This window comes from Actinosynnema sp. NPDC023794 (assembly GCF_040639675.1).
In the GTDB taxonomy this organism is placed as follows: Bacteria; Actinomycetota; Actinomycetes; order Mycobacteriales; family Pseudonocardiaceae; genus Actinosynnema; species Actinosynnema luteola.
This window is the reverse complement of the sequence record NZ_JBFAFR010000001.1, coordinates 165,884-182,256: the sequence shown is the minus strand read 5'-3', so window position 1 is coordinate 182,256 and position 16,373 is coordinate 165,884. Positions and strand designations below refer to the sequence as shown.

Below are 16,373 nucleotides of genomic sequence, written 5' to 3'. Positions count from 1 at the left end.
TGATGGCCCAGGGCTACCGGCAAGGCGCCGACACGGGCCTCGACCTCGACGCGTGGCGTCGTGTGGTCGACGGCTTCCACGAGGCCGTCGTCGTGCTGGACCCGGAAGGTGTCGTCCGGTTGGCCAACCCTCTCGCACCCGCGCTGTTCCCGCAGGTCCGGACGGGCTCGATGCTGCCGGACGACGGCGCCGGCGGCGCCGGTCGCGGCCGGCGGCAGGACCTCGGCGACGGCTGGGTCGCCCTGTACCGGGGCGTGGACGACGTCCTGGACGACGCCGCGCGCCGGCTGGCGTCGCTCACGGACCGCGCGGCGACGCTGCGCGCCGTGGTCGAGCTGGCGCCCGCCGAGCACACCGTCCTGGTGCTGCCCGGCGTCCGGGGCCGTCTCGAATGGTGGCGGCGCACGCCCGCGGGCGACGTGGCCGTGGCCCGCACCACCCCCCAGGTCGCCGGCACCGCGCCCGGCCTCACCGCCGTGCTGGAACGACTGGTCGACCACGCCGAGCTGACCGAGCTGGGCGAGGGACCGTGGGGCGCGTCCGGTGTCGGCGTGGCCGTGCCGCTGACCGAGGGCGGCGCGCTGGTCTGCTTCGGCGGCACGTGGCAGGTCGACCTGCTCAAGCGGTACGCGGCACGGGCCGCCGCGGCGGTCGAGGCGAGCACCCGGTTCAGCGAGCAGCAGCAGACCGTGGAGGCCCTGCGGGCGGACCTGCTGCCCGTACCCCTGCCCGAAGTCCCGGGCGTCCACCTGGCCCGCGTCTACGAGCCGGCGCACCGGCGGGTCCTGGTCGGCGGCGACTTCTACGACGTCCACCCGCGTGAGGACGGCAGCGCGGCGTTCGTGCTCGGCGACGTGGCGGGCAACGGGCTGGAGGCCGCGGTGCACAGCAGCCGGGTGCGGCGGAGCCTGCACACCCTGCTCGTGGTCGAGCAACGGCCCGCACAGCTGTTGTACCTGCTCAACGCCGCTCTGCGCGCCGCGGGCAGCCGCCTGTTCACCACCCTCGTCGTCGGCACGGCGATGCCGGTCCAGACCGGCGGCCTGCGGCTGACCCTGGCCGCCGGCGGCCACCCCGCGCCGCTCGTGCTGCGCGCAGACGGTCGGGTGGACGAGATCGCCGTGCACGGCGGGATCGTCGGCGTGCTGCCGGAGGTGCGGTTCAACCAGACGACCGTCGCCCTGGCGCCGGGGGAGACGTTGCTGCTCTACAGCGACGGGTTGACCGAGGCGCGCAAGCACGACGACCGGCAGGAGCTGTTCGGCGACGTGCGGCTGAAGGCGGCGCTGGCGGACTGCGCCGGCCTGTCGGCCGAGGCGGTGTCCGACCACCTGCGGCGCGTCGTGTTCGACTGGCTCGGGCAGGGGGAGCACGACGACCTGACCCTGCTGTTGCTGCAAGCGGCGTCCTGAGGGAGCGGCTAACGGGCGCCGAGCGTGCCGGTCACCGGTTCGGCGGTGATGGCGTAGCAGACGGCGTAGGTGGCGCCGGACGACCAGTACTCCGGGGCCGGCATCACCGAGTGCGCCGTGACACCGGGCCGTGACCCGCCCAAGTACGCCTCGACCGCCCGGGTGCAGGGGGCCAGCGACAGCTCCATCATCGTCCGGTAGCTCGGCACTGGATCGGTGTGGGATCCCAGCCGGACCACCCCGGGCACGGCCTCGCTGCGGTGCGGCTGGTCGCAGGGCACGACCCGGGCCGGTTCGTCCAGCGGCTCGCCGGCGTAGCACCGCCGCAGCGCGCCGAGACCCGCCGAGAGCGCGCCCTTGAGGCTCCCGGTCCGCGTCGCCGCCTTGTCGTCCGGCCCGCGTTCCAGCATCGCGCAGGCGAACCACCGCTCACCGGCGGCCCACTGCTCCTGGGTCGGCCACAGGACCCGGTGCTCCAGCCTCGTGGCCTGGGCGTCCGGACCGGCCAGGTACGCGGCCACCGCGGTCCGGCACGTGGGTGAGATCGTCGTGCCCACCGGCGGGAAGTCGGCCGGGAACCCGGTCGGCAGGTGGTCGGACAGCACCACCTCCGCCTTGTGCTCCCGCTCGCAGCCGACGGGCTGGAAGGCGTTGTCCACGATGGCCAGGCAGTCGCCGGGTCCGTAGGTCCCCACCCGCTTCGGCGGTGGCTCGGCGGAGGTCGTGGTCACCACCGACGGCGCCGCTCTCGGCGTGCCGGGCACCGAGGTGCTGCCGCAGGCACTCGTCAGCACGAGCGCGAGCACGCCGGCAACGCCGCGCCACCACAGGGAATCCACCACCCGGCCAACGTAAGGTCCCGCCACCGACACCGACGCCGTGATGGCAGCAACCTGCCTGCGGGACGGCGCCCCCGACGTCCCCGGGTCCCTAGGATCGGGTGCTGTGGAGCCACCTCTCGACGAGATCGCGCGAGCCCACCGCCGGCTGCTCGACGCGATCGCCGGCCTGACCGACGCGCAGGTCGCGGAGCCGTCGCTGCTGCCGGGCTGGACGCGGGGGCACGTGCTGGCACACCTCGCCGACGCCGCCCGCGCCCGCAGCCGGGTGATCGAGCACCTGTCCCGTGGCGAGCGGGTCGCGATGTGGGAGCCGGGTGAACGGGACGCGATCATCGAGGCCACCGCGTCCCGCGGCGCGGACGAGCACCGTGCCGCGACCGCCGAGCAGTCCGAACGCCTGGAACGGGCGTGGGCGGGCATCGTGGACTGGTCGGAGCCGGTCGACCCGGACGAGGCCGATCCGGTCCCGCCGGTGTTCACGCGCTGGCGCGAGGTGTGGATCCACCTGCTGGACCTCGACCTCGGCGTCCGGCCCGCCGAGTGGAGCGCGGACTTCGCCGCGCACACCACCGGTGTGCTGCTGCCGCGGCTGCCCGCCGGCGTGTCCCTGCGGGCGACCGACGTGCCGAGGACGTGGGGCGCGGGCACGGAGGTGGTCGGCGGGGTGCGCGACCTCGCCGCCTGGCTCGCCAGGCGCGTGCCCGACGAGCCGCCCACCTCCGCCGCGCCGCTGCCGGAACTCGGCCCGTGGCCGTCGTACCCGGCGCGCCGTCAGGACTTGCCGAACTGATCCAGCGACAACGGCACCCGGTGCAGGGCGGTCTGGGACGGCTCGTCCCAGGACTTCCCCGACCGCTCGGTCACGCGTGCCACCGGCGTCGTCGCGGTCCGCAAAGGTACTCACAGCCCCGATCCCGCCCGCACGGCCAGTCCCACGCCGACGGTCACCACGAGCGCCGCGGTGATCACGGGCAGGGCGGTCAAGCGGTCGCGCAGGCGTTCGACGGCGGCCAGGCGGTCCCGCAGGCGGACCAGGACGAGGCCGACGGCGGTCAGCGTGGCGGCCATGCCGAGGCCGTAGCCGAGGACGAGCAGCACTCCGAACCAGGTCCGGCCCAACGCCACCGCGCCGAGCAGCACGACCAGCGCGGACGGGCTCGGCACCAGACCACCGGCCACACCCATGCCGACGAGACCGCTCCGCCCGACACCGTGCCCATGCCCATGCCCATGCCCGTGCCCGTGCCCGTGTCCGTGTCCGACGAGCGCGGGCCGGCGCTCCCTCAGCGACGTGCGCAGCAGCCCGACGCCGATCGCCGCCACCAGCAGGCCGCTCACCACCCCCGCCCACCGCAGCGCCGCGTCACCGGTCACCGCACTCGTCGCGCTGATCAGCAGCCCCACCACCAACACCCCGGCCGTGTGCGTCACCGTCACCGTCGCACCCACCACCAGAGCGTCACGGGGCCTGCCCGCCCGACCCGCCAGGTACGCCGCGATCACCGTCTTCCCGTGCCCCGGCAACGCCGCGTGCCCCGCGCCCAGTACCAGCGACAACAGCACCGCCAACACCCCGACCAGCGGCGTCGGGTGCCGAACGCCGACGAACGACGTGAACGTCCGCGTGGCCGCACCCCACAACGACGACCCGCCCACGGCCGTGCCGACCACCGGCGCGGACGACCCCGCCCCGACCTCCAACACCACCGAGCGCACGTCCAACGGGTCCGCCAGCAGGTCGTCCGGGTACTCCCGCAACTCACCCGTCACGCTCACCGCCGGCACCGGCGGGTCGAGCAGCGCCACGCCGTCGCCCACCGCCGTCATCTCCCGCCAGCCGACGCGGTCGTCCCGGTACCCGGCCCGCACCGCCACCGTCGACCCCGACGCGGCGGCCTCCACCACGCACGTCAGCCGGGTGGTCGCCAGCCCCGCGTCACCGGTCGGGAACTCGACCGCGCTCGACCGCACCTCGACCGGCACGGCCCGGCCCTCCACCTCGACCGACGTGGCCCGCGACAGGGCGGCGCACTCGCGTGCCGCGTAATCAGCCACCTCCGCCGGCCGCTCCTGCACGGTGGGGATCTCGGCGATGTCCACCACCGCGCGCACGGTCACGCGATCCGGGTGCACGGTGATCCCGTGGTAGTGGTTGACCGTGAAGTTGCCCAACGGGTGCGCCCCCGCCTGCGCCGGGAACAGCAGCAACCCCATCAGCACCAGGCCGAGGACCTTCACCGCAGACCGTCCAGCGCCGCACGCGCCCGCGGGGCGTCCACGAACGAGAAGTGCGGGTTGATCCGCAACGCCTCGTCCAGCACCCCCGCCGCCTCGTCACCACGTCCCAGCGCGGCCAGGATCACGCCCCGGTGGTAGAGGAACGCGGCGTTGTGCCACCCGGTCGAGACCGCGCGGTCGGCGAACGCCAACGCCTCCTCGTGCCGACCGTTCAGGTGCAACGCCCACCCCAGCGCGTCCGCCACCAGCACGTGCTGCCGCCGTCCCCACTCGGCCTGGGCCAGCCGCAACGCCGACACCGCGTCACCCCGGTCCGCCGCCACCGCGGACGCCGCCAGGTCGTCCGGCGCCAGCGCGAACTGCCGTTCCAGCACGGCGAACTGCGGCGAGGGGTCACGTCCCGCCGCGCGCAGCATGGTGGCGTACTCGTGCACGAGTTGAGGCAACGGCGCGCGCTGGACCAGTTCCGAGTACAGCCGCAGCGCCTCGTCCACCGAACCGCGCGCGAACAAGACCTTCGCCCTGCCCTGCGACGACATCACGTCGCGCGGGTCCACCGCCAACGCCTGCGAGTACTGCGACAGCGCCTCGTCCAGGTCACCGTTGTCGAACGCCAGCTCACCCAGGTGGTAGCGGCAGAACACCACGTCCGGCGCCGCGCCCGCCGCGCTCAACGCCCGCTCCAGCGCCTCGCGCGCGCCCGGCACGTCGCCTCGTTGCTCCAGGTCGTAGGCGGCCCGCGTGAACGACGGGACGCCGGGCTCCAGGTCCAGCATCCGCTGCACCGCGGCGGTGGCCTCGGCGGCCATCCCGAGCTGCGTCAACGCATCGGCCAGCACCCCGTACACCTCGGCGGTGCCCGGCAGCACTGCCTGCGCCCGTGACGCGTGGTCCCGGGCCGCCGCGAAGTCGTGCCGCGCGTTCGCCAGCGCGCCCAACCCGATCGAGGCGAACCCGTTGCCCTCCGGCTGGTGCCGCAACGACGTGTCCAGCGCGCCCTGCGCCTTCTCGTAGTACGACGGGTCGCCGGTGATCCGCGCCTGCTCGACGTACGCCGACCCCAGCGCGGCCCACGCGCCCGCGTCCGACGGCGTGCGGCGCAGCTTGTCCTGCAACGCCGAGACGGTCCGGTGCGCGGCGACCTCCGCCACCGCGCCGGCCGGCGGCGCCGGAGCGTCCGAAGTGGACAGGGAGGTCACGGCCGTGACGAGCAGGGCGATCCCGCCGACGACGGCGGTGACGGCGACGAGCCGGAGCATGGCGGCCTCCAAGGAGATGTCCCCCTTGGAGGGAGGGGAGACCCTCCAAGGGGGACGCGGACTACTCGGTCGGGGGGTCCTGCTGAACGCGGTGGCGCAGGACCCAGGCCCCGGCGCCGATCAGCAGGATGGCGAGCAGTCCGCTCAACAGGGGCGCGGTCGGCAGGCCGCCACCCGCTGTCGGCTTGATCGCGACCTCCGCGCCGCCGGCGTTGACCGCGGTGTTGTTCGGCAGGGCCACGTACGGGAACTGCTTCTCGAACGCGTTCTCGTTCGCGTCGACCTTGTCACCGGCGGCCAGCGCCTCGACCACGCCGTTCACCGCCGCGCCCTCCAGCGTCTGCAGCCCGATGTCCAGCACGTCGTCGGACAGCCTGCGCCCGTTGGGGAAGCCCTGGTTGTCCTTGACGAGCACGCCGAGGCGGTTCGGCTCGGCCGCCGGCGCGACCGACATGTTGAGCCGCAGCTGCTCGGACGGCACGAACTCGCGCTCGTCCACGTCGGCGTTCAGGACCTGGGAGTTCAGGTCGGCCTTGATCGGACCGCCGAGCTCCGTGGTGATGCCGGTCAGGAAGACCTCCACCAGGTCGTCGCGCCGGCCCTTCGGCGCGGGGATCCGGTAGATCGCCTCCACCAGCGCGGGCAGCTCCGGGTTCGTCACCCGGTCCACGAGCTCCTTGACCTTGCCGTCCTGGTCCGGTGTCAGCGAGTTGAACCTGTCCTTCAGCCCCGCCGGCACGACCACCTCGTTGACCAGCGGGTTACCCAGCCGGGACACCTGCACCCAGTCGCCGTGCGCCCGGTAGCGGCCGGGGCTGAGCTCCATCGAGCGGCGCTCGGTGTCGCCCCACACCCCGATCACCGGGTTGCGCTTCGCGTCGCCCTTCAACGCCAGCCACGCCTTCGGCACCTGCAACGCGATGGTGTTGGCGTTGAAGCCGCGCAGCGTGTCCTGCCCGACCTCGGACAGGTCGCCGCCGTAGAGCAGGTCGAACACCCGCAGGTCGAGGAAGAACGAGTCGTCCGCCTGCCCGACGTAGGCCTTCGCGCCGCCCTGGATCGGCGTGATGGCCTGGTCGCGCAACGCGCGGTAGTCCGGCATCGACTTCGGCCCGGTGTTGGACGGCGCGACCTTCCCCTTGCCCACCAGCTTCGTGGACGCCCCCCGCCGATCCACCAGCTCCAGCGTGTAGGTCTGCCGGAACAGCAGGTTCTCGTCGTCCAACGACGTCACGGCGCCGTTGTTGTACAGGAACGTCGACTTGCCGCGCCGGTCGTCGTTCTGGAACGTGAAGCGGTAGGTGAGGTCGGCTCGGGCGTCGCCGTCGTTGTCGACGTTGAGGTCGTAGCGCGCGTCGGTCGCGAACGGGTAGAAGTTCGGGCCGCCGTTCGGCTCCTGGAAGGGGGAGAAGTTCGCGATCAGCGTCACGGTGTCCGGGTGGTCGGGGCTGACGAACGCGTAGACGTCGGTGTTGTCGACCGCCGGGTCGCCCGCGATCAGCGGCGCCTCGCGGTGGCTCGACGCACCCGCACCGGTCGCGCCGAGCAGACCGGTGGCCAGCGCCGTGGCGCCGACCGCGGCCAGCGCGACCGCCTTGGCGGCACGGCGGCCGGTGAGCGGTGTGGACATGCTCGATCCCTCCATCAGGTGCGCGGGCTGACATGAGGAAGTTCGGCCCGCGGGCACGTCCGGTTCAGAAGGTAGGGGGTCGGTGCTTCCGGTGAGTGGAAGATCCCGTTGACCCGTTCCGGACGGCCTACCTAGCGTTCGCCGCACGTCGAAGCCGGTTCACGGCGGTCGGAACGGGAGGTCGGATTGGCCACCATCGCCCCCCTCGCGGAGGCCGTCGCGGAGGTCGTGCGCGACGGCGACACCGTGGCTTTCGAGGGGTTCACGCACTTGATCCCGTTCGCCGCCGGGCACGAGGTGATCCGGCAGGGCAGGCGTGACCTGACCCTGGTCCGGATGACGCCCGACGTGCTCTACGACCAGCTCATCGGCGCGGGCTGCGCGCGCAAGCTGGTGTTCTCGTGGGGCGGCAACCCCGGTGTCGGCTCGCTGCACCGGTTCCGCGACGCCGTGCAGCACGGCTGGCCGCGCCCGCTGGAGCTGGAGGAGCACAGCCACGCGGGCATGGCCAACCGGTACGTCGCCGCCGCGTCCGGGCTGCCGTTCGCCGTGCTGCGCGGCTACACCGGCACCGACCTGCCCGCCCAGACCTCCAACATCGCGTCGGTGACCTGCCCGTTCACCGGCGAGGTGCTGACCGCCGTCGCCGCGCTCGACCTGGACGCCGCCGTCGTGCACGCCCAACGCGCCGACCGGCACGGCAACGTGCAGCTGTGGGGCATCACGGGCGTGCAGAAGGAGGCGGTGCTGGCCGCGACCCGCTCGCTCGTCACCGTTGAGGAGGTCGTGGACGAGCTGGAGCCCCGGCCGGGCGCGGTGGTGCTGCCGTCGTGGGTGGTGGACTACGTCGCCGAGGCGCCGGGCGGGGCGCACCCGTCCTACGCGCACGACTACTCGGTGCGGGACAACGACTTCTACGTGGCGTGGGACGAGATCAGCCGGGACCGGGACCGGTTCGCGCAGTGGTTGGAGAGCGTCGCGTGAGCGCGGAGTACACGTCCGACGAGATGATGACGGTCGCGGCGGCACGGGCGTTGCGCGACGGCGCCGTGTGCTTCGTCGGCATCGGCCTGCCCAGCACCGCGGCCAACCTGGCCCGCCGCACGCACGCGCCGGACCTCGTGCTGGTCTACGAGTCCGGCACGATCGGCGCGAAACCGGACCGGCTGCCGCTGTCGATCGGCGACGGCGTGCTGGCCGACACGGCGGTCAGCGTGGTCGGCGTGCCGGAGATCTTCAACTACTGGCTGCAACCGGGCCGGATCGACGTCGGCTTCCTCGGGGCGGCCCAGCTGGACCGGTTCGGCAACATCAACACGACCGTGATCGGCGGCGACTACCGCAACCCCGGCGTGCGGCTGCCCGGCGCGGGCGGCGCGCCCGAGATCGCCGCGTCGTGCCGCGAGGTGGTCGTGGTGGTGCGGCAGACCAGGCGTGCGTTCGTGGAGCGGGTCGACTTCGTCACGTCGTTCGGCTTCGGGTCCGGGCCGGGTGGGCGGGAGGAGCTCGGCCTGTCCGGCTCCGGGCCGCGGCTGGTGATCACCGACCTCGGCGTGCTGCGGCCCGACCCGCGGACCTGCGAGCTGGTGCTGACCGCGTTGCACCCCGGCGTCGACCTGGCGACCGCGCGTGAGCGCACCGGGTGGGACCTGGAGGTCGCCGACGAGCTGGACCGCGGCGAACCGCCGACCGACCTCGAACTCGCCGTGCTCCGCGAGCTGACCCGCTAGGCCATCCCCCTCGGCACGACGAACAGGAGAACCCGGTGCCGACCCACCTGCCGCACACCTACCGGCCGGACGCGCCGTCACACCCGCCCGTGGCCTTCCCCGAGTACCGGTCCAACGTGCTGCGGGCGCCGCACCGGCCGTTCGAGCTGCTCCCGCAGCGGCTCGGCGAGATCACCGGGCCGCTGCTCGGCGAGGGCCGCGTCGGTCCGCACGACAACGACCTGACCCTCGGCCACGACGGCGAGCCGCAGGGCCAGCGCATCATCGTCGCCGGCCGCGTGCTCGACGGCGACGGCCGGCCGGTCGCGGGCACCCTGCTGGAGGTGTGGCAGGCCAACGCGGGCGGGCGCTACCGGCACGACGCCGACCGCCACCCCGCGCCGCTGGACCCGAACTTCACCGGCGTCGGCCGCGTCATCACCGATGCCGAGGGTCGGTACTCGTTCACCACGATCCAGCCGGGCGCGTACCCGTGGCGCAACCACGACAACGCCTGGCGGCCCGCGCACATCCACTTCTCGCTGTTCGGCACCGCGTTCACCCAGCGGCTGATCACCCAGATGTACTTCCCGGGCGACCCCCTGTTCGCCCAGGACCCGATCTTCAACTCGGTCCGCGACCCGAAGGCCCGCGAGGCGATGGTGGCCCGGTTCGACCTGGACACCACCGTGCCCGAGTGGGCGCTGGGCTACCGGTGGGACATCGTGCTGCGGGGCAAGAACCCGACGCCGCTCGAAGAGGAGGACGACGATGAGTGAACTCCAGACGACGCCGTCGCAGACCGTCGGCCCGTTCTTCTCGTTCGGCCTGGTGTGGTCCGACGGCCCGTTCGTGGTGCCCGAGGGCACGCCGGGCGCGTTCTGGATCGGCGGGACGGTGTACGACGGAGCGGGCGCGCCGGTGCCGGACGCGGTGGTCGAGACGTGGCAGGCCGACCCCGACGGCCGGTTCGACCACCCCGACGACCCGCGTGGCGCGGTGCGCTGGAAGGATTTCCGCGGCTTCGGCCGCAGCGCCACGGACGACGAGGGGCGGTACTCGCTGCTGACCGTCAAACCAGGCCCGCTGCCCGCGACCGGCGGCGGTGCGGCGGCGGACGGCCGGCAGGCACCCCACCTCGACGTGTCGGTGTTCTGCCGGGGCATGCTGGTGCGACTGGTCACGCGGATCTACTTCCCCGACGAGGAGGCCAACGCCGACGACCCGGTGCTCACCTCGATCGACCCGACCAGGCGGCCGACGCTCATCGCCGAGACGGAGCCACCTGGCTACCGCTTCGACATCCACCTGCAAGGGGAGCATGAAACCGTCTTCTTCGACCTCTGAGCACGGCGGCCGGTCGTCCGGGCCGCGGGAACCGGGCACGCGGTCGCTCTGGGGCACGCTGTTCACCGACCCGGACGTGGACGACGAGACCTGCGACCGGGCGTGGCTGCGCGCCATGCTGGACTTCGAGCGCGCGCTGGCGATCGTGCAGGCCAGGGCGGGCATCGTGTCCGAGGAGGCCGCCCGGATGGTCGTCACGGCCATCGACGTCGGCCGCTACGACCCGGTCGCCCTCGGCGAGGGCGCCCTCACGTCGGGCACGCCGGTCGTGCCGCTGGTCCGGGCGATCGGCGCGCACGTCACCGCGGAGGGGCGTGCGGCCGTGCACAACGGCGCCACCAGCCAGGACGTGCTCGACACCGCGTTGTCGCTGGTCGCGTTCCGCGCGCTCGGGCCGATCCTGGACGGGCTGCGCGGCGTGGCCGACGAGTGCGAACGGCTCGCGCGACGGCACCGGGACACGCTGATCGCCGGCCGCACGCTGACCCAGCACGCGCTGCCGACCACGTTCGGGCTCAAGTGCGCGGGCTGGCTGGTCGCGGTGGACGAGGCCGAGGCCGCGCTGACCCGCGTGCGCACGCAGCGGCTGGCCGTGCAGTTCGGCGGCGCGGCGGGCACGCTGGCCGCGGTGCGCTCGGGCGGCGACCTGACCGCGCAGCTGGCCGCCCAGCTCGGGTTGGCCGCGCCGCTGATCCCGTGGCACACCAACCGGACCAGGGTGGCCGAGCTGGCGGGCGCGCTCGGCGAGGCGTCCGGGGTGCTGGCCAAGATCGCGCAGGACGTGGTGCTGCTGGCGCAGACCGAGGTCGCCGAGGTGGCCGAGGCCGACGGCGGCACGTCGTCGGCGATGCCGCACAAGCACAACCCGGTGCGCGCGGTGCTGGTGACCGCGTGCGCCCGCCGCGTGCCGGGGCTGGTGGCCACGGTGCTGTCGGCGATGGCGCAGGAGCACGAACGCGCGGCCGGCGCGTGGCACAGCGAGTGGCAGACCGTCACCGAGCTGCTGCGGCTGGTCGGCGGCGCGGTGCGCGGCACCCGTGAGCTGCTGTCGCGGCTGCGGGTCGACCCGCAGCGGATGCGCCGCAACCTGGACCTGACCGGCGGGCTGCTGATGGCGGAGAACGTGGCCGTGCGGCTGGCCGGCGAGATCGGCCGGTCGGAGGCGCAGGAGCTGGTCGGCGAGGTGTGCCGGACCGCGGTGGCGGCCGGGCAGTCGCTGCGCGACGCGCTGCTGTCCGACCTGCGGATCGGGTTGTCGGAGAAGGAGATAGACGAGGCGCTCGACCCGGCCGGGTACACCGGCAGCGCGGGCGAGTTCACCGACCGCGCCCTCGCGGCGCACCGGGGGAGGAGGCGGCCGTGAAGCCGCACTACGAGTTGAGCGGGCCGCCGGACGCGCCGGTCGTCGTCCTGGGCAACTCGCTCGGCACCACGACCGCGTTGTGGGACCGGCAGCTGCCCGCGCTGCACCGGCGGTTCCGGGTGCTGCGCTACGACCACCGGGGTCACGGCGGTTCCGGGGCGGCGCCGGGTCCGTACCGGATCGACGACCTCGCCGACGACGTGCTGGAGCTGCTGGACGCGCTCGGGCTGGCCCGCGTGTCGTACTGCGGCGTGTCGATGGGCGGCATGGTCGGCATGTGGCTGGCCGGGCACGCGCCGGAGCGGATCGAGCGGCTGGTGCTGTGCTGCACGGCGGCCGGGTTCCCGAGCGCGCAGCCGTGGCTGGACCGCGCGGCGGCCGCGCGGTCGTCCGGCACCGGCTCCCTCGCGGCCGCGGCGGCCGGCCGCTGGTTCACCCCGGCGTTCCGCTCCCGGTCACCCGAGGTGGTGGCCGCGTTCGAGGCCGGTCTGTCCTCAGTGGACGACGAGGGCTATGCGGGGTGCTGCGAGGCGTTGGCGGCGATGGACCTGCGGTCCGTGCTGCCGGTGATCGAGGCGCCGACGGCGGTCGTCGCGGGTGCGGACGACGAGGCCACGCCGCCGGGCTGGGGTCGTTTCATCGCCGACTCGGTGCCGGGCGCGTCGTTCCACCTCGTGCCGGGGGCGCACCTGGCGAACGTGGAGGCGGCCGACGAGGTCTCCGCGATCCTGGAGGGTCACCTGTGAGCTTCGAGGAGGGCATGCGCGTGCGGCGGGAGGTGCTCGGCGACGAGCACGTCGACCGGGCGGTCGCGAACACCGACGCGTTCACCGCGGACTTCCAGGACTTCATCACCCGCTACGCGTGGGGCGAGGTGTGGACCAGACCTGGCCTGGACCGGCGGGTGCGGTCCTGCGTCACGCTCGCGATGCTGGCCGCTCTCGGGCATGAGCACGAGCTGGCCATGCACGTGCGCGCGGCGCTGCGCAACGGCGTGACGGCCGAAGAGATCAAGGAAGTGCTGCTGCAGGTCGGCGTCTACGCGGGCGTCCCGGCCGCGAACCGCGCGTTCGCCGTGGCCCAGCCGCTCCTGGCGTCGGACTGACCCACCGCCCCCGCGATCTCCTCCGGCGGCTACGGCTTGGCCCGCGCCGACCGCGGGCTACACGTCCAACTTGGACGGATGGGTGCTTTCGCGGACCGCACACCGACGGCGCCGGCACTCGGTCGGCGCCGTCGGCGCGTCGGGTCACTGGTTGCGGACCTCGGACCTCACCTGCTGCCCGGATTCGCGCGCGTGTTGGCCGACTTCCTGGGCGGAGCCCTTGGCCTGCTCGACGGTGGTCTGCTTGGCCTCCTGGGCGACCTGCCTGACCTGGTCCGCCGCCTCGCCCACGACGGTGCCCGCGTCGTCCTTGAGCTTCTGCGCGGACTCGGTGAGCGCCTCCTTCACCGGCTCCATGGCGCCGCCGGCGCGTTCGCTGAGCCGGCGGACGGCGTCCTGCTCGGCCCGCGTCGCCGGGATCAGGGTCGCGACCAGCGCACCCGCGCCGAACGCGATCAGCCCCGCCGCCAGCGGGTTGCCCCGCGCCTGTTGTCGTGCCTGCTCAGGCGCTTGCTGAACGGCGTGCGCGGCCTCCTGCGCCTTCTCACCGACCGCGGACGCGGCGTGCTGCGCCTTGTCCCCGACGGTCGAGGCGGCGTCCTGCGCGCGCTCGCCCACGGCGGACGCCATGCCCGCCGTGCGGTCCTGCACCGTCGAGGCGGTCTCCGGAACCGTGCCCATGACTCGCTCCTTCAACGTGCTCATCCGGTGTCGGACCCGGTCGGCCCGGCGGTGCGCGATGTTGCGCGGCCTGGCGTGGTCGACGATCCGGTTGGCGTCCGCCACCAACTCGGCGCGGGTCCGATCGATGTCGTGCCTTATCTGGTCGGGTGACGGGCCCATTCCGCGTCCTCCTTCAAGGTCTCGATGGTGCGCTCCGGCTTGGGGTTCACCTGGCGCAGCCGGGCGCGGCCGGTGGAGAACAGGGCGAACCCGGCGATGCCCCACAGCACGGCGACGACGAGCGTCGCCCAGCCCAAGCCCAGGAACGTCGCCAGGCCGAACGCCAGCGCGAGGCTGAGCAGGACCGCGGTCATGTACCCGGCGAAACCGGCCGCGCCGAGCATCCCGGCGGCCTTGCCCGCCTTGGTGGCTTCCTGCCGGATCTCGGCCTTGGCGAGTTCGAGCTCCTGGCGCATCAACCGGGACAGGTCTTCGGTCAGCTCGCCGACGAGTTGGCCCAACGAGGGCTCGTCCTCGGTCGGCGGCACGGCTCCCGGAGGCGGTGTCGCTCCGGTCGACGGCACCGCACCGCTCGCCGCGCGGCTCTCCGGCACGTGGCCCTGCACCTGCGGCCCCAGGCCGCCGGTCATGCGGGTCTCAGCGCTGGACATACGGCGATCCCTCCGGCTGGTAAGGGGCGCGCGGCGACGGCGTGCCGTACTCGGACGGCACCGGCGACGGTGAGGACGGCGTCGAACTCGGCGTCGGCACGGCGGTCGGCGTGGTCACCGGCGTCGTCGGCGTCTGGTCGGTGTGGCCGCGCTGGGGGTACCGCGGCTGCGCCGGCTGCTGGTCGCCGGCGCTCATGCTCTTCGCCGCGCGGGCGACCAGGAAACCCGCCACCGCCGCGCCGATCAGGAACGTCCCCGGCTTGCGCCGCGCGAAGTCCTGCGCCGAGTCGAGCAGCCCGCGCGCACCCCGTTCGTCGAGGTACCGCGCCGCCTGCCGGCCGGCGTCGGAGACCTGGCGCAGCGCGCCCGCGGTCAGCGAATCGGGGCCCGAGCCGTCGGCCATCGTGCCCAGCTCGTCGGCGATCCGGTCGATCTGCCGCGACACCCGCCGCGCCTGCTCCTCGGCCTCGGTCGCGACCCGTTCCCGCATGTCGTGCACCACGTGCTTGGCCTGGCCCGTCGCCTCGTGGGCCACCTGCCCGACCTGCTCGCGCGCGGTCGAACGCACGTCCTCGGCCGCCTGCCTGGCGTGCTGCGCCACGGCCGCGCCCTCCTGTCCGGCGGTCTCGCGGACCGCACCCACCTGGTTCTCGTCCACGACTGACTCCTCAAGGTCGGCGTGCTCTCCCTACCCAGCTACCCCCGTGGACGAGGCCTAACCTCCTTCGCAACGACAACGATCCCGGCGCGGGCGGCGCCGTTCGCGCGGTGGCGCGGAATGGTCGAAAAATGTGTGACGACCCTGCGGCCGGTGTTCCGGCCGCAGGGTCGTCGGTAGTCGGTTGATTATCCGGTCAGCCGGTCAGAACGAGAAAACGGTGCCCGTCTCCTGCTCCATCACGCACCGGTTCGGGAATTCCTCCACGTACTGCACGGGAGTGCCGCGCCACGAGCCGAACGCGACCGCGGTCACCGGCCGGTAGTCGAAGGTGCACACCTGCGGTTCGGTGCCCGCCAACTGCGTGAAGTCGCCGTCGGCGGCCGCGATCTCACCGCACGCCGCCTGCGCCGCGCGGTGGTCACCCGCCGCCGGGTCGCAGGTCAGCAGGGTGCTGTCGACGCCGGTTTCCTCCTGGTAGACCGCCAGCACGAGGTCCGTCTCCGGTGGCGCGGCGGATGCCGTGCCGGTGGCGATCAGCGGAGCGGCCAGCAGGCCGGACGCGAACAGGGAAGCCATGAGGGTTCGTGTTCGTCGCATGGCCCCGGGGTGACCTGATCGGGCGGCACGTATTCGCTCGGATTCCCATCTCACCGGGATGTCGTAATCTGTGAATTAACGTTTCCACATCGCCGGGAATGGCTCACCAAGTGGGTCGCGCGCTGATCCCACCGTCCACCACCAGGTCATTCCCGGTGATCCACGACGCCATCGGGGAGGCGAGGAAGACGCAGGCGTCGCCAACGTCCTCGGGTCGACCGAGCCGACCGAGCGGCGCGGCCCTCGTCCACCGGTCGACCCCGTCGGGCCAGTCGTCGGCGAGCCCGGGACGGTCGACGAGGCCGGGGGAGACGGTGTTGACCCGGATGCCACGCGGCCCGTACTCCAACGCGGCCGACCGCGCGTGCATGATCAGGGCGGCCTTGGACGCGCTGTAGTGCGCGTGCCCGGCGGCGGGGCGCGTGCCCTCGATCGAGGCGATGTGGGTGACCGAACCGCCCGCCGCCAGCACCTCCGCGGCGGCCTGCGTGCAGGAGAACGCGCTGGTGAGGTTCAGGTCCACCACCGCACGCCACTGCGCGGCCGTCATGCCCGGCAGTCCCTGCGCCGGCTGCACGCCCGCGTTGTTGACCACCGCGTCCAGCCGGCCGCCCCACTCGGCCGCCTCGCGCACCAGCCGCCGGCACTCGTCCTCCTCGGTGAGGTCGGCCAGGATCCCGACGGCCCGACCGCCGCTCGCCGTGATCTCCGCGACGAGCGCCGACACGTCACTTCGTCGGCTGTGCGCCACCACCGCCGCACCGGCCCGCGCGAACCGCACCGCGATACCGTGCCCGATGAGCCCACCGGCCCCGGTGACGAGCGCGACCGTGTCGGCGAGAAGTCCTGTCACGGGCACGGAGAGTAGCGCTGCGC

18 protein-coding genes are annotated in these 16,373 nt (G+C 73.7%); 9 read left to right on the top strand and 9 right to left on the bottom strand.

Features of this window, described 5'->3' with window-relative positions:
- The first annotated feature begins 2 nt into the window (after positions 1–2).
- Positions 3–1,412, top strand: a complete 1,410-nt coding sequence (locus AB0H12_RS00840; protein WP_499619819.1) for a PP2C family protein-serine/threonine phosphatase — start codon at positions 3–5, stop codon at positions 1,410–1,412.
- Positions 1,413–1,420: 8 nt separating this feature from the next.
- Here AB0H12_RS00840 and AB0H12_RS00835 read toward each other — a convergent pair whose 3' ends face one another.
- Positions 1,421–2,254 (bottom strand): septum formation family protein, encoded by an 834-nt coding sequence (locus tag AB0H12_RS00835; RefSeq protein WP_499619817.1) that lies wholly within the window; start codon positions 2,252–2,254, stop codon positions 1,421–1,423.
- Between the two features lie 103 nt (positions 2,255–2,357).
- On the opposite strand from AB0H12_RS00835, the gene AB0H12_RS00830 reads away from it, so the two are divergent.
- Positions 2,358–3,044 carry a maleylpyruvate isomerase family mycothiol-dependent enzyme gene (locus tag AB0H12_RS00830; protein ID WP_499619816.1) on the top strand — a complete coding sequence of 229 codons (687 nt, stop codon included), beginning with the start codon at positions 2,358–2,360 and terminating at the stop codon, positions 3,042–3,044.
- A gap of 110 nt (positions 3,045–3,154) precedes the next feature.
- Here the strand turns inward: AB0H12_RS00830 and AB0H12_RS00825 are convergent, their stop codons facing one another.
- The 3 genes from AB0H12_RS00825 to AB0H12_RS00815 form a co-directional block, all read right to left on the bottom strand.
- Positions 3,155–4,492: a nickel/cobalt transporter gene (locus AB0H12_RS00825; RefSeq protein WP_499619814.1), complete on the bottom strand. Its 1,338-nt coding sequence runs from the start codon at positions 4,490–4,492 to the stop codon at positions 3,155–3,157.
- Complete coding sequence (locus AB0H12_RS00820) at positions 4,489–5,751, bottom strand: tetratricopeptide repeat protein (protein WP_499619813.1); 1,263 nt, start codon at positions 5,749–5,751, stop codon at positions 4,489–4,491. Before AB0H12_RS00820 ends, AB0H12_RS00825 begins: the two co-directional genes overlap by 4 nt.
- 61 nt (positions 5,752–5,812) lie before the next feature.
- Positions 5,813–7,381 carry a DUF4331 domain-containing protein gene (locus AB0H12_RS00815; RefSeq protein ID WP_499619811.1) on the bottom strand — a complete coding sequence of 523 codons (1,569 nt, stop codon included), beginning with the start codon at positions 7,379–7,381 and terminating at the stop codon, positions 5,813–5,815.
- 186 nt (positions 7,382–7,567) lie between these two features.
- Between AB0H12_RS00815 and AB0H12_RS00810 the strand changes: the two genes are divergently transcribed.
- Genes AB0H12_RS00810 through pcaC form a run of 7 tightly spaced genes read left to right on the top strand, consistent with a single transcriptional unit; the run spans position 7,568 to position 12,905 of the window.
- Entirely contained in the window at positions 7,568–8,365 is a 798-nt protein-coding gene (locus AB0H12_RS00810; protein WP_499619810.1) for a CoA transferase subunit A, read from the top strand.
- Between the two features lie 23 nt (positions 8,366–8,388).
- Entirely contained in the window at positions 8,389–9,111 is a 723-nt protein-coding gene (locus AB0H12_RS00805) for a CoA-transferase subunit beta (protein ID WP_499620771.1), read from the top strand.
- A 35-nt stretch (positions 9,112–9,146) separates the two neighbouring features.
- Positions 9,147–9,869 (top strand): protocatechuate 3,4-dioxygenase subunit beta, encoded by a 723-nt coding sequence (gene pcaH, locus AB0H12_RS00800; RefSeq protein WP_499619808.1) that lies wholly within the window; start codon positions 9,147–9,149, stop codon positions 9,867–9,869.
- Positions 9,862–10,437, top strand: a complete 576-nt coding sequence (pcaG, locus tag AB0H12_RS00795) for a protocatechuate 3,4-dioxygenase subunit alpha (RefSeq protein ID WP_499619807.1) — start codon at positions 9,862–9,864, stop codon at positions 10,435–10,437. Before pcaH ends, pcaG begins: the two co-directional genes overlap by 8 nt.
- Positions 10,412–11,800, top strand: coding sequence for a 3-carboxy-cis,cis-muconate cycloisomerase (gene pcaB / locus AB0H12_RS00790; protein ID WP_499619805.1), 1,389 nt, complete (start codon positions 10,412–10,414; stop codon positions 11,798–11,800). The genes pcaG and pcaB overlap by 26 nt, the downstream gene beginning before the upstream one ends.
- On the top strand, positions 11,797–12,546 hold the full coding sequence (pcaD, locus tag AB0H12_RS00785) for a 3-oxoadipate enol-lactonase (RefSeq protein WP_499619804.1): 750 nt from the start codon (positions 11,797–11,799) through the stop codon (positions 12,544–12,546). Before pcaB ends, pcaD begins: the two co-directional genes overlap by 4 nt.
- The gene (pcaC, locus tag AB0H12_RS00780) at positions 12,543–12,905 is read left to right on the top strand and encodes a 4-carboxymuconolactone decarboxylase (protein WP_499619803.1); all 363 of its coding nucleotides are present in this window, start codon (positions 12,543–12,545) and stop codon (positions 12,903–12,905) included. Before pcaD ends, pcaC begins: the two co-directional genes overlap by 4 nt.
- Before the next feature lie 144 nt (positions 12,906–13,049).
- Here pcaC and AB0H12_RS00775 read toward each other — a convergent pair whose 3' ends face one another.
- From AB0H12_RS00775 to AB0H12_RS00755, 5 genes are all read right to left on the bottom strand, one after another.
- Positions 13,050–13,748 (bottom strand): DUF3618 domain-containing protein, encoded by a 699-nt coding sequence (locus AB0H12_RS00775; RefSeq protein WP_499619801.1) that lies wholly within the window; start codon positions 13,746–13,748, stop codon positions 13,050–13,052.
- Positions 13,724–14,239 (bottom strand): phage holin family protein, encoded by a 516-nt coding sequence (locus tag AB0H12_RS00770; RefSeq protein WP_499619800.1) that lies wholly within the window; start codon positions 14,237–14,239, stop codon positions 13,724–13,726. The genes AB0H12_RS00775 and AB0H12_RS00770 overlap by 25 nt, the downstream gene beginning before the upstream one ends.
- Positions 14,226–14,897 (bottom strand): hypothetical protein, encoded by a 672-nt coding sequence (locus AB0H12_RS00765; RefSeq protein ID WP_499619798.1) that lies wholly within the window; start codon positions 14,895–14,897, stop codon positions 14,226–14,228. The genes AB0H12_RS00770 and AB0H12_RS00765 overlap by 14 nt, the downstream gene beginning before the upstream one ends.
- A 204-nt stretch (positions 14,898–15,101) precedes the next feature.
- Positions 15,102–15,476, bottom strand: coding sequence for an SSI family serine proteinase inhibitor (locus AB0H12_RS00760; protein WP_499619796.1), 375 nt, complete (start codon positions 15,474–15,476; stop codon positions 15,102–15,104).
- A gap of 124 nt (positions 15,477–15,600) precedes the next feature.
- The gene (locus tag AB0H12_RS00755) at positions 15,601–16,350 is read right to left on the bottom strand and encodes an SDR family NAD(P)-dependent oxidoreductase (RefSeq protein ID WP_499619794.1); all 750 of its coding nucleotides are present in this window, start codon (positions 16,348–16,350) and stop codon (positions 15,601–15,603) included.
- Between the last annotated feature and the right edge of the window lie 23 nt (positions 16,351–16,373).

Bases quoted from the DNA above. Each gene is read 5' to 3' on its own strand.
- AB0H12_RS00840 (WP_499619819.1), top strand. From the start codon at position 3: ATGGCCCAGGGCTACCGGCAAGGCGCCGACACGGGCCTCGACCTCGAC.
- AB0H12_RS00820 (WP_499619813.1), bottom strand. From the start codon at position 5,751: ATGCTCCGGCTCGTCGCCGTCACCGCCGTCGTCGGCGGGATCGCCCTG.
- AB0H12_RS00815 (WP_499619811.1), bottom strand. From the start codon at position 7,381: ATGTCCACACCGCTCACCGGCCGCCGTGCCGCCAAGGCGGTCGCGCTG.
- AB0H12_RS00805 (WP_499620771.1), top strand. From the start codon at position 8,389: ATGATGACGGTCGCGGCGGCACGGGCGTTGCGCGACGGCGCCGTGTGC.
- pcaG (WP_499619807.1), top strand. From the start codon at position 9,862: ATGAGTGAACTCCAGACGACGCCGTCGCAGACCGTCGGCCCGTTCTTC.
- pcaB (WP_499619805.1), top strand. From the start codon at position 10,412: ATGAAACCGTCTTCTTCGACCTCTGAGCACGGCGGCCGGTCGTCCGGG.
- AB0H12_RS00775 (WP_499619801.1), bottom strand. From the start codon at position 13,748: ATGGGCCCGTCACCCGACCAGATAAGGCACGACATCGATCGGACCCGC.
- AB0H12_RS00770 (WP_499619800.1), bottom strand. From the start codon at position 14,239: ATGTCCAGCGCTGAGACCCGCATGACCGGCGGCCTGGGGCCGCAGGTG.
- AB0H12_RS00760 (WP_499619796.1), bottom strand. From the start codon at position 15,476: ATGGCTTCCCTGTTCGCGTCCGGCCTGCTGGCCGCTCCGCTGATCGCC.